Here is a 13,065-nt window from a genome sequence, read left to right as displayed (position 1 = left end):
GGCTCAACACTGTTGATTTACACATGGGCATATTTCACGAGTTTGCCTACAGATTGCCTACAGATTTCAGGTGGTGCCATGAGTGGACAGAAAAGCCGGGTACGTTTGACTGCTGGCCGGGTAGCTGATTTCGCCTGCCCGCCCGGCAAGTCTCAAGCCTTCCTGTGGGACAGGGCGTGTCCGAATTTTTGTGTAAACGGTTCGGACTTCAGTTGACGGAGATGCGGTCTCCGAACTGAATGGTAAAGCGGGTCAGCGCGGCCTTCCAATCCCGGATGGGCATGGTCCACTTCTGGCTGATGTTGCGCAGCGCCAGGTAGAACAGCTTGGTCAGCGCCTCGTCGCTGGGGAACGAGCCCCGGTTCTTGGTCAGCTTCCTCAGGCTCATGTTCACCGACTCGATGGCATTGGTGGTGTAGATGACCTTGCGGATTTCCGGCGGGTAGTCAAAGAACGGGATGAGTCGGCTCCAGTTCCTGCGCCAGGACTGGCCAATGGGCAGGTACTCGGCATCCCAGCGCTCCTCGAATTCCCCGAGCATCAGCTCGGCCTCCTCGGCGGTGGCGGCCGTGTAGATGCGGCGCAGGTCGGCAGCCACCTCTTTGCGGCGCTTCCATGAGACGTAGTTCAGGCTGTGGCGCACCATGTGAACGATGCATAGTTGCACCACCGCCTTGGGAAAGACGGCCTCAATGGCGTCAGGGAAGCCCTTGAGCCCATCGACGCAGGCGATGAAGATGTCCTGCACGCCCCGGTTGCGCAACTCGGTGACCACCTGCAGCCAGAACTTGGCGCCCTCGGTCTGGGCCAGCCACAGGCCCAGCACCTCCTTGTCGCCCGTCATGGTGATGCCGATGGCCAGGTACACCGCCTTGACCCGCACCGCGCCCTCGCGCACCTTCACATGGATGCAGTCCAGATAGACGATGGGATAAATCGGCTCCAGCGGTCGGGCCTGCCAGGCCTTGACCTCGTCGGCCACGGCATCTGTCACCGAGGAAATCAGGCTGGGTGAGACCTCGGTGCCGTACATCTCTTCGAGGTGGGCCTGTATCTCGCGCACCGTCATGCCACGGGCGTACAGCGAGATGATTTTGTCGTCGAAGCCGGCCCAGCGGGTCTGGTGCTTGGGGATGAGCTGAGGCTCGAAGCTGCCATGGCGGTCGCGTGGCACTTCGATGGGCAATTCGCCGAACTCGCCCTTGAGGGTCTTCTTGCTCTTGCCGTTGCGGGTGTTGCCAGCGGGGTTGGCCACCGCCTCGTTGCGTTCATGGCCCAGGTGCTTGTATCTTTAAACCAGACCAGCGCGGTAGAGTCTGAACGCCGTTGAGGCGGCCAGACCGGCCCGTGCAGTTTGGTAGGCGCTGGGGTGATAGAGCCCGTGACTGAGTACAGAACGCATGGCCGCCGCGCTGGTCTTCGTGAAGCCCGAACGGTTACGCGCGCCTTGATTGAGCGCGCATGCACAAGCAAGGGATCTGAAGATCATGTCTGTTACCTCAGTGACGGTGGGCATCGACGTGGCCAAGGCGCACGTGGATGTCTGTGTGCTGGGTGCCAAGAGCAGCGCCCAGCGGTTTGACAACGATGCCGAAGGCCACTCGGCGCTGGCGGCTGCCCTGCAGCCCCTGGACGTGGGTCTGGTGGTGATGGAGGCCACCGGCGGCTACGAGGCCGCGTTAGCGTGTGCCCTGCAGGCCACAGGCCTGCCCGTGGCGGTCATCAACCCGCGCCAGGCGCGCGACTTCGCCAAATCCATGGGACGCCTGGCCAAGACCGACGCGGTGGATGCGCGCACGCTGGCCGAGCTGGCAGCGGTGCTGCTGCGCCGCGACGATCTGCAGCGCTTCTTGCGCCCCCTGGCCGATGAGCGCCAGCAGTGGCTCGCGGCCCTGGTCACGCGCAGGCGCCAGTTGCTGACCATGCTCCATTCGGAGCGCCAACGGCTGCAGATCACGCCCAAGAAGCTGCACGCCAGCATCGAGGCCATCGAGGCGGCGATCAAGGCGCAGCTCGATGAGATCGAAGAGCAGATGGTCACGCATGTGCGCGAGCACTTTGGGGAGCTAGACACGCTGCTGCAGTCGGCTGCGGGAGTCGGCCCGGTGGCCAGTGCCACGATGATTGCCGAGCTGCCAGAGCTGGGCCGGCTGAACCGGCGCGAGATCGCTGCATTGGTGGGCGTGGCGCCCATGGCCAATGACTCCGGCGGCAGCAAGGGCAGGCGGCGCGTACAAGGCGGGCGCTTCGAGATCCGCCGCGTGCTGTACATGGCAACGCTCACGGCCACCCGCTACAACCCGGCCATCAAGGCCTTCTACGAGCGTCTGAAGGCCGCTGGCAAGTTGCCCAAGGTCGCCCTGGTCGCTTGCATGCGCAAGTTGCTCACCACGCTCAACGCCATGGTGCGCACTGGAAAACCTTGGGACAAGTCGCTTCATTGCGCTTGACTTCGAAGACGGTTACTCAGTCAGCTCAGCGTCCAGGGCTCGCTCGACCAGCAGCTTGGTAAGTTGCTTGAGCAGACCGTTCTCGCCGATGAGGTCTTCGGGCTTCTTGTAGTTGGCCAGCAGGCCAGACAGCAGTTCTTCGGGTACGTCGTGTTTCTTGGTGTTCATTGTGCTTACGGACAGGCCGGCTTACGCCGGCGGTGGATTGTCCGTTTACACAAAATTCTGCACACCCTCCCTGTTTTGTCAGACCCTAAAGAGCCCCCGCGTGGGGCTTTTCATTTGTCTGGGACTGGGGGTGCATTCGGGCAAATTGCCTACAGATTGCCTACAAGCGACAGAAAAAGAAAAACCCCACTATCAATCAGATAGCAGGGTTTCCTTATGGGTTCTTGGTAGGACGTACAAGATTCGAACTTGTGACCAACGGATTAAAAGTCCGCTGCTCTACCAACTGAGCTAACGTCCCAACCTTTGCCACCTCTCGGTAGCAAAGCTAAAGATTATAGCGTGGTTTTCAGGTCTTCGACCTTTCCGCCAACTTGTCGAGAATCCATCCCGCTGCACAGTGACCAAATGTGGCCGTGACGGCGACCGATGAGCCATAACCATGGCAATTCAGGGATCCGTCGCCTTCACCGACGCCGCAAGACGCGTGTGGCTTTGATACCGCTTCCTTGCTATAGACGCAGGTGACGCCGATTTTGCGGCCTTCTCGGGCCGCACCGTGGTTCCTGCGCAAGCGATAGCGCAGCTGGGCCAGTAGAGGATCGTGCGTGGTAAACGCCAAATCTTCTACCTCGACTTTATATGCGTGACGCTTGCCCCCGGCAGCACCTACCGTGACGAAAGGCAGCCGTGTGGAGACGGCCCAAGCTGCCATTACGGCCTTGGCGTTTACCTGGTCGCATGCATCCACCAGTGCATCCACCGAAGATGGCAACAGAGTGGGCCAGTTCCGTGCATCCACGAACTCTTCAACGCAGTTCACCCGACATGCCGGATTGATCAGGGCAATGCGCTCGGCCATGGCGCGTACCTTGGCTTGGCCAATGGTCGTGGTCAGAGCGTGAATTTGCCGATTGACGTTCGACTCGGCCACATGGTCCAGGTCAATCAGCGTGAGCGCTCCGACGCCGCTGCGCGCGAGTGCTTCTGCTGTCCAAGAACCCACGCCGCCAATTCCGACCACAGCAACATGCGCGCACCGAATGCGTGCGGCGCCCTCCTGCCCGAACAGGCGTTCCAGCCCTGCGAAGCGCCGCTCCAAGTCTGGCGTGTCGTCAACGGATGTGATCACTTCAGGCGCGCCAGTCGTTCCTTCGCAGCGGCTGCTGCTTCCGACTGCGGATAAACGCGCAGCAAGTCCTCCAGGGTCTTGCGCGCAGCCCGCGTATCTTTCAATTCGATCTGGCAATTGGCGATCGAGAGGGCCGCCTCGGGAGCGCGCGCATGGTCTGGCGCCGCCGACAACAGAGCCTTGAAGTTGTTGATGGCCTCTTTGTAATCACGCGTGGCGTACTGTCCGTTGCCCAGCCAAAAACGGGCAGACGGTACATAACCGGACTGTGGATACTGGCGCACGAAGCTGCTGAAAGCGTTGGACGCTTCACCAAACTTACCTGCACGGAAGAGCGCCAAGGCCGCCTCGAAATCACGCTTCTCTGCAGGATCAGCCCGGAATTCGCGCCCGTCCAGCGTCACCGTCGCGGGCTCAAACTGGCGCAACCGCTCATCGACACCCTGCGCCATGTCCTTCTGGCGGCGCTGCAACTCTGCGACATCGCGCAATAGCTGCTCGTTCTGACCACGCAGTGTCGCCTGTTCGGTGCGCAATGCCTCGATCTGCATCTGTAGGTCGAGCAGGCTGCGCCGCAGTTGCGAGACCTCATCACCGGACCGTTCACCCGCACGCTGGCTGGCCTGCGTCAATGCATCGACACGCTGGCGCATCTCAAGGATGGCGCGGCGCGCCTCGCTGTCCTCGAACAATGCATAGCTGGGGGTCGACCAGCAGGCAGCGGCGGCCAGCGCCGCCGCGCCCAGCGCCCGCGGGCGCAGGAGCAAGGACATGCGCGGCATCAACGGTACGACAGCTCAACGCGGCGGTTTTGCGAGTGCGCGTCTTCCGTGTGGCCCTGCACCGCCGGCTTTTCCTTGCCAAAGCTCACCGCCTCCACCTGCGCGTCCGGCACGCCCAGCAGCCCCAACGAGCGGCGCACGGCTTCCGCGCGCTTCTGGCCCAGCGCCAGGTTGTACTCGCGGCCACCGCGCTCATCGGTATGGCCCTCCAGCACGACCTTGCGGGCGGAAGACGCCTTCATGAAGCGAGCATGGGCCTCCAACACGGACTGGAACTCAGGCTTGACGATGAAGCTGTCAAAGTCGAAGTAAATGACGCGCGCCACGCCAACGGGACCCTCGGCGTCGCGCCCTGACTGGGACAAGTCCACAGGAGCCACGCCGCTTTGGCCCGTGCTTCCCGAGTTGGCGCCCGGTGCGGTGGACGTAGCGCCGCGGTCTTCGACCGGCACATCGTCCAGCTTGACGCCGGAGCTGCAGCCTGCCATGAGGGCGACGATGGAGAGCGCCAGAGACACGCGCTTGAAGGGGAAACGGTTCATTAAAAACTCCTGAAGAGCAGTTGTTCGAAAAACGGAAACTTATTTGTTCTGGAACGGGCCCCAGTCGGGCTCGCGGATATCTCCACCCTGCCCCGCCAGACGCGCTTTGATTTTGCCGTCCAGCGTGGTGGTCATCAGGGCTTCGCGACCCTGCTGCTGCGTGGCGTAGACGATCAGGCGGCTATTGGGAGCAAAGCTGGGATTTTCATCGGCGGAGGTGTCGGTCACCGCCGTCACGCTGCCCGACTTCAAATCCATCACGTGCAGCTTATAGGCGCCGCCCACGCGGGAAATGTAGGCCAACCACTGACCATCGGGACTGATGCTGGGTGAAATGTTGTAGGACCCGTTGAACGTCACGCGCTCCGCGCCTCCCCCGCTGGCTGCCACGCGGTACACCTGGGGCGAACCTCCACGGTCGCTGACGAAGTAGATGCTGCGGCCGTCGCTGGAGAACACGGGCTCCGTGTCGATGCCGCTGCTTTGCATCAGGCGGCGCGGCTCACCGCCGTTAGCGTCGATGGTGTAGAGCTGCGAGCCCCCGTCGCGGCTGAGGGTCACGGCCAAGGTACGGCCATCGGGCGACCAAGCAGGGGCACTGTTGGAGCCACGGAAATTGGCGATCAAACGGCGGCGGCCTGTGGCCACGTCATGCACGTACACCACCGGCTTGCGCGACTCGAACGATACGTAAGCCAGCTGGGTCCCGGTGGGCGCCCATGCGGGAGAAATGATCGGCTCAGGACTGGAAAGCGCTGACTGCGCGTTCTCGCCGTCCGCATCGGCCACCCAAAGGCTGTAGCGCGAGCCGGCTTTGGTCACATACGCAATGCGCGTGGAGAAGATACCGCGCTCGCCCGTGAGTTTTTCGTAGACGAAGTCGGCAATGCGGTGCGCCACCAGACGCAGGTCGGCCTGCGTGACCACGAAGCTCTGCCCGCCCAGGTCTTGCGCCTTGACCACGTCCCACAAGCGGAATCGCACGTCGAAACGGCCGTCGGCCAAGCGCGTGATGCTGCCGGAGGTGAGTGCGTCGGCCTTGCGCTGACGCCACAGGGACAGATCGGGACGGGATGATTCATCCAGCGCGACACCCGACGCGTCCACGCCCAAAAAGCGCCCGCTGCGCTCCAGGTCAGCCTGGACGATGGCGGATATTTTCTGCGGCGACTGCGGTTCGCCACGAAACGGTGCAATCGCAATGGGTAGTTGCGTCAGGCCTACGCCCGTGATTTCCACACGGAACTGCGCAAGCGCTGAAAGGGGGGAACTGGCAGCCAAGGCTGCAATGGCGTGGCGCCGCGAAAGCTGCGGCAGAGCCGTGCGGAAGGAAGGGGTATTGGGGATGCGGTCAATAGTCATTGGAACCATCGAATAACCGTCAAATGCCGGCAAACAGAGCCTCGCATGTTACACATAGCGTAGCGTGCCATGTGACAAACTGTGCCGGTCTGCAATAGCCGAAACGTAGAATCCGCCCCTCATGCAAGATTCGAATCATAGCGCGCCAAAGACCACTTTGCAGCAAGCTCCGCAGTCTCTTTCGCTGTGGGAGCGGTTGCGCAGGCTCCATCCGTACTTCGGCCACCAGCGGCTGGCATGGACCATGGCGGTGTTGGCGACGATCGTCGCGGCCGCTACCGAGCCATTGATTCCCGCGCTTCTCAAACCATTGCTGGACCAGGGCTTTACAGAAGGATCGCTGGAGCTGTGGATGGTTCCCGTGGCCATCATCGGCGTCTTCCTGGTGCGTGGGCTGGCCCAGTTCACGGGACAGTATGCCCTCACGCGCATCGCCAACGAGGGCATGCTGCGCCTGCGCACGGCGCTGTTCGAGCGGCTGCTGGCAGCGGACATGGGGCTTTTCCATCGCCAGTCGGCCAGCGCACTGTCCAACACCGTGGTGTATGAGGTGCAGACCGGGTTCACCTCGCTGGTCCAGGCGCTGCTGGGCCTGTCGCGCGACGGTTTCACGCTGGTCGCCCTGCTGGGTTATCTCATCTACCTGAACTGGCAACTCACGCTGATCGTGGCCGTGCTGGTGCCGGGGGTGGCCTGGGTGATGAAGACGCTCTCGCGGCGCCTGTACAAGATCACTAAAAGCAGCCAGCAGGCCACCGACGACCTGGCCTATGTGGTCGAAGAGAACGTACTGGCCCACCGTGTGGTACGCCTGCACGGCGCCCAGGCCGAGCAGGCCGCGCGCTTTGACACGCTGAGCCAGCGCCTGCGCCGCCTGGCCATCAAATCCACGATCGCCTCGGCCGCCATGACGCCCACCACGCAGCTGCTGTCCGCGGGCGCGCTGTCCACCGTGATCTGCATCGCCCTGTGGCAAAGCCATGGCAACGGTGCCAAGGACGTGACCGTGGGCGGTTTCGCCTCGTTCATCGCGGCGATGCTGATGTTGATAGCGCCCATCCGCCGCATGGCCGACATCGCCAACCCCATCACGCGCGGCGTGGCGGCGCTGGAGCGGGGCCTGGCCCTGCTGCACGAGGCGCCGGCCGAGACAGGCGGCACGCACACCGCGCAGCGCGCCCAGGGGGCAATTGCCCTGCGCAACGTGACCGTGTCCTTCCGGCCCGACCAGGCGCCCGCACTGGACGCCGTGAACCTGGACATCCGCCCGGGCGAAGTGGTGGCGTTCGTCGGCCCCTCCGGTGCCGGCAAGACCACGCTGGTGAACCTGCTGCCGCGCTTTCTCAGCCCCAGCAGCGGTCAGGTGCTACTGGACGGCGTGGCGACCGACCAGTGGGCGTTGCCCAGCCTGCGCGCGCAATTTGCGATGGTGAGCCAGGACGTGGTGATGTTCAACGACAGCGTCGCCGCCAACGTGGCGCTGGGCGCTGCCGTGGACGAGCAACGTGTGCAGCACTGTCTGGACGCAGCGAACCTCGCCGAGTACGTGGCCAGCCTCCCGCAGGGTATGCACACCGTGGTGGGACACAACGCGACGCAGCTGTCGGGCGGACAGCGGCAGCGGCTGGCCATCGCGCGGGCGCTCTACCGCGACGCTCCGGTGCTCATCCTCGACGAGGCCACCTCGGCACTGGATACCGAATCCGAACGCCTGGTACAGCAGGCCCTGCAGCGTCTCATGCAAGGGCGCACCACGCTGGTGATTGCCCACCGCCTCTCCACCATCGAACACGCGGACCGCGTGGTGGTCATGGAGCAAGGGCGCATCGTCGAGCAGGGCCCCCACGCGGAGCTGCTGACCCGGGGCGGCCTGTACGCGCGCCTGCGCGCACATGGCGGCGCGTGACGCCTACCAAAAACAATAGCTGCTTGCGCTTACCCTGTAAGCGATTCGGCACTCTTTTGGTCTACAACTGCCAGCTGACAAGCGCCAGCAGCTCCGTTATTCATAGCGTACGCGCCCAGGGGGCTACCATTTCCCGCGGTCCGGCTGGCGGCGGCGTACGGCCTCGGCCACCAGTTGCACCATGTCCTGCCGGTCGGCGCGCATGGCGAAATCCACGGCCGACAGGCCTAGTTGGTTCTTCAGCGATGGATCGGCCCCCTCGCTGATCAGCAGGCGCGCCGCATCCGCCGTGCCGTAGCGCACGGCCATCATCAGCGGCGTGGTGCCGTTGGGCGATGCGGCGTCGATGTAGGCGTGATGCTCCAGCAACAGCGCCACCATGGCCGCGGCATCGGCCGTGGTGCTCGCGGCGGCATAGTGCAGCGGCGCCCAGCCGGTCTTGTTGACGTCCGCCTCGCGCGCGATCAGGCCGCGCGCAGCGGGCAGATTGCCGCGCAACGCGGCCATCATCAGCGCGCTTTCGTCCTTGGCATTGCGCTCCTCCACCTTCAGCCCCTTGGCGGCGATCAGCACCTCGGCCACCTGCCGCGCTTCCTCGCGCAGGGCCAGGATCAGCGCGGGCTGCCCCTTGGGATCGCGCGCGTTGGGGTCAAACCCGCGGCGCAGCAGCGAAGCCACCGTGGCGGCATCGTCGCGCGCGATGGCACGCAGGAAATCGTCGTACGCGCCGGCATGTGCCGGCCCCACGGTGCCGGCGGCAACCACGGCGAGCCACGCCAGGGCGCTGCGACGCTGCAACAGGCTCTTCATACTGCCTCCTTGCTCAAGAAAAGTTGCTCGAAGTTACGGCTGGTTGCCTCGGCCACCTGCTGGACGCTCAGCCCCTTCACCTGTGCCAGCTGCTGGGCGACGTAGGGCACGTAAGACGGGTTGTTGGTCTTGCCCCGGTAAGGCACCGGCGCCAGATACGGGCTGTCGGTCTCGATGAGCAGGCGGTCCATGGGCACAAAGGCGGCCACGTCGCGCAGGTCCTGCGCGTTCTTGAACGTGACGATGCCCGAGAACGAGATGTAGTAGCCCAGGTCCAGCGCCGCGCGGGCCACCTCGGCGGTTTCGGTGAAGCAGTGGAACACGCCGCCCGCACGGTTGCCCGCACCGTCCTCGCCCTCTTCGCGCAGGATGGCCAGGGTGTCCTGCGAAGCGCTGCGCGTGTGGATCACCAGCGGCTTGGCCGCCGCGCGCGCAGCGCGGATGTGCGTGCGAAAGCGCTCGCGCTGCCACTCCAGGTCGGCGATGCTGCGGCCGCCCTTGCGGTCGTCCATGCCGTAGTAGTCCAGCCCCGTCTCCCCGATGGCCACCACGCGCGGCAGCGCTGCGCGCTCCAGCAGGTCCTGCACGGAGGGCTCGGCCACGCCTTCGTTGTCCGGGTGCACGCCGACCGTGGCCCAGAAGTTGTCATGGCCGGTCGCCAGCGCGTGCACGGCGGAGAACTCCTCCATCGTGGTGCAGATGCACAGCGCGCGGTCCACCTGCGCCTCGGCCATGGCCTGGCGGATCTGCGGCAACTGGCTGATGAGTTCGGGAAAGTTCAGGTGGCAGTGGGAATCGACAAACATGGTGGTCTCGAAAAACAAAAATGCCGACCGGCGGGCGCGGTCGGCATCCTGCGGGGCCCGCGAAGGGTTGCCCTTAGATGGTCTGCGTAGGCCGTTCAGACGCCAGGGCCGTGCCCAGCACTTCCTCGATCTTGTGCTTGAGCTGGCGCGACTTCTCGTCCTTGGGGAACTGGATGCCCACGCCCTGCGTGCGGTTGCCCGCGACGCGCGCGGGTGTCACCCAGGCCACGCGGCCGGCCACGGGGTAGCGCTGCGGGTCGTCGGGCAGCGTGAGCAGCACGTACACATCATCGCCGAGCTTGTATTCGCGCGCCGTGGGCACGAAGATGCCGCCCTCTTCAAAGAACGGGATATAGGCCGCGTACAGCGCGGCCTTTTCCTTGATGTTCAGCTGCATGACGCTGGGGCGCGGCGCTGTGGAGGGACTGCTCATAGGTCGTAGAAGGCTTTCAATGGCGCGAGTTTAGTGTGTGGCGCGCCTGCGCCACAAGCGACTCCAGCATCAGGCCGGCGTTGAAGGGGTGCTCGGCCGTGCGCGCCTCCTTGGCGAGGGCGCGCGACCAGCGCGTGAGCGGCCCCACGCCGGGCGGCGCGGGCAAGTCGGCGGGCGAGAAATAGCGCGGCTGTGCACCCACGCGTTGCGCCAGCAGATCGTGGCAGAGCTTTTGCAAGGCATCTACGGCCTGTGCGGGTTCCAGCCCGGCCAGCGCCGACACGTCGCCGCGCGCCACGGCCTTGGGCAGCAGCGCCCAGGTCTGCGGGCTTCGGCCCGCACGCGCCAGGGCCAGTGCGTCGTCAGGCCGGCCGCCGGCGGCGCGCAGCAGGGCCTCGGCCGCGTCCGCGGGCACGCCCTGCTCTACCAGCCATTGCTGGCTTTGGGCCGGATCGGGCCACTGCAGGGTGTGCCCCAGGCAGCGGCTGCGGATGGTGGGCAGCAGTTCGTGCGCGGCCTCGGTGGCCAGCACAAAGCGCACGTCGCCCGGAGGCTCCTCCAGTGTCTTGAGCAGCGCGTTGGCCGTCACATGGTTCATCTGCTCTGCCGGGTAGACCAGCACGGCCTTTCCGCGGCCGCGCCCGCTGGTGCGCTGAGCGAACTCCACCGCGTCGCGCATGGCCTCGACGCGGATCTCGCGGCTGGCCTTGCGCTTCTTGTCCTCGATCTCGGCCTGCGCCTTCTCGGGCAGCGGCCAGCCCAGGGCCAGCGCCTGCGTTTCGGGCATGAGCACGCACAGGTCGGCATGCGTATGCACATCGATGCCATGGCAGCTGGCGCACTGGCCGCAGGCGCCGTGCGCGGTGGGCGCATCGCACAGCCAGGCGCGCACCAGCTCCAGCGCCAGCGTGTACTGGCCCAGGCCGGACGGGCCCTGCAGCAGCCACGCGTGGCCGCGCTGGGCCAGCAGCGCCTGGCGCTGCGCGGCGATCCAGGGGGCGACCGCACTCATGGCGTCTGCGCCAGCCAGCCGCGTGCGGCCACTACGGCACGCAGCTGCGCGGCAACCTGCTCGCGCGGCTGCGACGAGTCGATTCGCGCAAAGCGCTGTGGCGCTCCCGCGGCGCGGTCGGCATAGCCGCGCGCCACGCGGGTGAAGAACTCCACGGGCTGCGACTCGAAGCGGTCGGGCGCGCGCGCGGCGGACAAGCGCTGCGCGGCCACCTCAGGTGGTACGTCGAACCACAGCGTGAGGTCCGGATTTCGCATCAAATCGGGCTGCAGACCAACACCAGTCTGCGCAAGGCGCTCCATATACGATAGCACCTCCAGATCGAAGCCGCGCCCTGCGCCCTGGTAGGCAAAGGTGGCATCGGTGAAGCGATCGCACAACACCACTTCGCCGCGTGCCAGCGCCGGCTCGATCACGCAGCGCAGATGGTCGCGCCGCGCGGCGAACACCAGCAGCGCTTCGGTCAGCGCGTCCATGCTGTCGTGCAGCAGCATCTCGCGCAGCTTCTCGGCCAGCGGTGTGCCGCCGGGCTCGCGCGTCAGGGCCACGGTATGCCCCGCAGCGCGCAGCGCCTGGGCCAACGCGTCGATGTGCGAGGACTTGCCCGCGCCGTCGATGCCCTCGAAGGTGATGAATGCGCCGTTGGTCATTTCTGGCCGCGTTGGTAGCGGTTCACCGCACGGTTGTGGTCTTGGAGCGTGCTGCTGAAGTGGCTGGAACCGTCGCCGCGCGCCACGAAGTACAGCGCCTTGGTGGGCGCGGGCTGCACCGCGGCCAACAGCGCCGCCTTGCCGGGCATGGCAATCGGCGTGGGCGGCAGGCCCGCACGTGTGTAGGTGTTGTAGGGGGTGTCGGCGGTCAGGTCACGGCGGCGCAGATTGCCGTCGAACTTCTCACCCAGGCCGTAGATCACCGTGGGGTCGGTCTGCAGCAGCATGCCCACGCGCAGGCGGTTGCTGAACACGCCGGCGATCTGCGCGCGGTCTTCGGCGCGGCCGGTTTCCTTCTCGACGATGCTCGCCAGGATCAGCGCCTGGTCGGCGGATTGGAGCGGCGTGTCCGGCGCGCGCTGCGCCCAGGCCGCGTCCAGGCGCCGGTCCATGGCGTGCAGCGCGCGACGCAGCACGGCAATGTCGCTGCTGCCCTTGGCATAGGTGTAGGTGTCGGGAAAGAAGCGCCCCTCCGCCGGCACGCCCGCGCGGCCCAGGCGCTCCATGATGTCCGCGTCGCTCAGGCCCTGGGTGTCGGGCTTGAGCTGCTCGGCCCGCGCCAGCGCCTGGCGCACCTGGCGAAAGGTCCAGCCTTCCACCAGCGTGACGGCGCGCAATGCCTCCTCGCCGCGCACCAGCTTCTGCAGCAGCGCGTAGGGGCTGGTGCCCTGGGGAATCTCGTAGTTGCCGGCCTTGATCTCGCGGTCCTTGCCCGACAACCGGAACCACAGGAACAGCACGTCTGCATCCGTGGCCATGCCCGACCGCACCACCGCGCGGGCCACGCTGCGTGGCGTGGTGCCAGACTCGATCTCCAGCTCCAGCGGCTGGCCGGCGGGCACGTCCGCGCGCACCGGCAACGGCGCCTGCAGCCACCAGGCGGCCACAGCGCCCACGGCGATCACGATGAGCAACACCAATGCGAGGAAACGACGCACAACCCTGCAGCCTG

12 protein-coding genes, 1 tRNA gene and 2 pseudogenes are annotated in these 13,065 nt (G+C 65.6%); 2 read left to right on the top strand and 13 right to left on the bottom strand.

Annotated features, from left to right (window positions below; translation table 11 throughout):
* Positions 1-208: 208 nt before the first annotated feature.
* Positions 209-1,282, bottom strand: a pseudogene (locus tag I3K84_RS02685) (IS256 family transposase); the annotation flags it as partial.
* A gap of 205 nt (positions 1,283-1,487) precedes the next feature.
* Between I3K84_RS02685 and I3K84_RS02680 the strand changes: the two are divergent.
* Entirely contained in the window at positions 1,488-2,450 is a 963-nt protein-coding gene (locus I3K84_RS02680) for an IS110 family transposase (RefSeq protein WP_011804582.1), read from the top strand.
* 18 nt (positions 2,451-2,468) lie between these two features.
* Here the strand turns inward: I3K84_RS02680 and I3K84_RS02675 are convergent.
* The 6 genes and pseudogenes from I3K84_RS02675 to tolB all read right to left on the bottom strand — a co-directional run.
* Positions 2,469-2,618: pseudogene (locus tag I3K84_RS02675) on the bottom strand (IS256 family transposase); the annotation flags it as partial.
* A gap of 225 nt (positions 2,619-2,843) precedes the next feature.
* Positions 2,844-2,919: transfer RNA gene (locus I3K84_RS02670), tRNA-Lys, on the bottom strand.
* A gap of 48 nt (positions 2,920-2,967) precedes the next feature.
* Positions 2,968-3,750, bottom strand: coding sequence for a ThiF family adenylyltransferase (locus I3K84_RS02665; protein ID WP_172207053.1), 783 nt, complete (start codon positions 3,748-3,750; stop codon positions 2,968-2,970).
* Entirely contained in the window at positions 3,747-4,532 is a 786-nt protein-coding gene (gene ybgF / locus I3K84_RS02660) for a tol-pal system protein YbgF (protein ID WP_196996059.1), read from the bottom strand. The genes I3K84_RS02665 and ybgF overlap by 4 nt, the downstream gene beginning before the upstream one ends.
* Positions 4,532-5,074 carry a peptidoglycan-associated lipoprotein Pal gene (gene pal / locus I3K84_RS02655; protein WP_047351353.1) on the bottom strand — a complete coding sequence of 181 codons (543 nt, stop codon included), beginning with the start codon at positions 5,072-5,074 and terminating at the stop codon, positions 4,532-4,534. The genes ybgF and pal overlap by 1 nt, the downstream gene beginning before the upstream one ends.
* Positions 5,075-5,113: 39 nt before the next feature.
* Positions 5,114-6,436, bottom strand: coding sequence for a Tol-Pal system beta propeller repeat protein TolB (tolB, locus tag I3K84_RS02650; RefSeq protein ID WP_196995454.1), 1,323 nt, complete (start codon positions 6,434-6,436; stop codon positions 5,114-5,116).
* Positions 6,437-6,557: 121 nt separating this feature from the next.
* Between tolB and msbA the strand changes: the two genes are divergently transcribed.
* Positions 6,558-8,342 (top strand): lipid A export permease/ATP-binding protein MsbA, encoded by a 1,785-nt coding sequence (gene msbA, locus I3K84_RS02645; protein ID WP_196995453.1) that lies wholly within the window; start codon positions 6,558-6,560, stop codon positions 8,340-8,342.
* Positions 8,343-8,465: 123 nt separating this feature from the next.
* Here msbA and I3K84_RS02640 read toward each other — a convergent pair whose 3' ends face one another.
* The 6 genes from I3K84_RS02640 to mltG all read right to left on the bottom strand — a co-directional run bounded on the left by I3K84_RS02640 (position 8,466) and on the right by mltG (position 13,051).
* Positions 8,466-9,152 (bottom strand): ankyrin repeat domain-containing protein, encoded by a 687-nt coding sequence (locus I3K84_RS02640; RefSeq protein ID WP_196995452.1) that lies wholly within the window; start codon positions 9,150-9,152, stop codon positions 8,466-8,468.
* Positions 9,149-9,958 (bottom strand): TatD family hydrolase, encoded by an 810-nt coding sequence (locus tag I3K84_RS02635; RefSeq protein WP_135149037.1) that lies wholly within the window; start codon positions 9,956-9,958, stop codon positions 9,149-9,151. Before I3K84_RS02635 ends, I3K84_RS02640 begins: the two co-directional genes overlap by 4 nt.
* A 73-nt stretch (positions 9,959-10,031) precedes the next feature.
* Entirely contained in the window at positions 10,032-10,391 is a 360-nt protein-coding gene (locus I3K84_RS02630) for a PilZ domain-containing protein (RefSeq protein WP_196995451.1), read from the bottom strand.
* A gap of 16 nt (positions 10,392-10,407) precedes the next feature.
* On the bottom strand, positions 10,408-11,403 hold the full coding sequence (locus I3K84_RS02625; RefSeq protein WP_088886563.1) for a DNA polymerase III subunit delta': 996 nt from the start codon (positions 11,401-11,403) through the stop codon (positions 10,408-10,410).
* Positions 11,400-12,053 (bottom strand): dTMP kinase, encoded by a 654-nt coding sequence (tmk, locus tag I3K84_RS02620; protein ID WP_011804987.1) that lies wholly within the window; start codon positions 12,051-12,053, stop codon positions 11,400-11,402. Before tmk ends, I3K84_RS02625 begins: the two co-directional genes overlap by 4 nt.
* Positions 12,050-13,051, bottom strand: coding sequence for an endolytic transglycosylase MltG (mltG, locus tag I3K84_RS02615; RefSeq protein WP_231403398.1), 1,002 nt, complete (start codon positions 13,049-13,051; stop codon positions 12,050-12,052). Before mltG ends, tmk begins: the two co-directional genes overlap by 4 nt.
* Positions 13,052-13,065 lie beyond the last annotated feature (14 nt).

The sequence above is a fragment of the Diaphorobacter sp. JS3051 genome (assembly GCF_015832135.1).
In the GTDB taxonomy this organism is placed as follows: Bacteria; Pseudomonadota; Gammaproteobacteria; order Burkholderiales; family Burkholderiaceae_C; genus Diaphorobacter; species Diaphorobacter nitroreducens.
The sequence above is the reverse complement of the archived record's forward strand: the minus strand, read 5'-3'. Positions and strand labels throughout refer to the sequence as shown.

Excerpts from the sequence above, each read along its gene's own strand:
- I3K84_RS02630 (WP_196995451.1), bottom strand. The coding sequence starts at position 10,391 with ATGAGCAGTCCCTCCACAGCGCCGCGCCCCAGCGTCATGCAGCTGAAC.
- tolB (WP_196995454.1), bottom strand. The coding sequence starts at position 6,436 with ATGACTATTGACCGCATCCCCAATACCCCTTCCTTCCGCACGGCTCTG.
- ybgF (WP_196996059.1), bottom strand. The coding sequence starts at position 4,532 with ATGCCGCGCATGTCCTTGCTCCTGCGCCCGCGGGCGCTGGGCGCGGCG.
- tmk (WP_011804987.1), bottom strand. The coding sequence starts at position 12,053 with ATGACCAACGGCGCATTCATCACCTTCGAGGGCATCGACGGCGCGGGC.
- I3K84_RS02680 (WP_011804582.1), top strand. The coding sequence starts at position 1,488 with ATGTCTGTTACCTCAGTGACGGTGGGCATCGACGTGGCCAAGGCGCAC.
- I3K84_RS02635 (WP_135149037.1), bottom strand. The coding sequence starts at position 9,958 with ATGTTTGTCGATTCCCACTGCCACCTGAACTTTCCCGAACTCATCAGC.
- I3K84_RS02625 (WP_088886563.1), bottom strand. The coding sequence starts at position 11,403 with ATGAGTGCGGTCGCCCCCTGGATCGCCGCGCAGCGCCAGGCGCTGCTG.
- I3K84_RS02640 (WP_196995452.1), bottom strand. The coding sequence starts at position 9,152 with ATGAAGAGCCTGTTGCAGCGTCGCAGCGCCCTGGCGTGGCTCGCCGTG.
- pal (WP_047351353.1), bottom strand. The coding sequence starts at position 5,074 with ATGAACCGTTTCCCCTTCAAGCGCGTGTCTCTGGCGCTCTCCATCGTC.
- msbA (WP_196995453.1), top strand. The coding sequence starts at position 6,558 with ATGCAAGATTCGAATCATAGCGCGCCAAAGACCACTTTGCAGCAAGCT.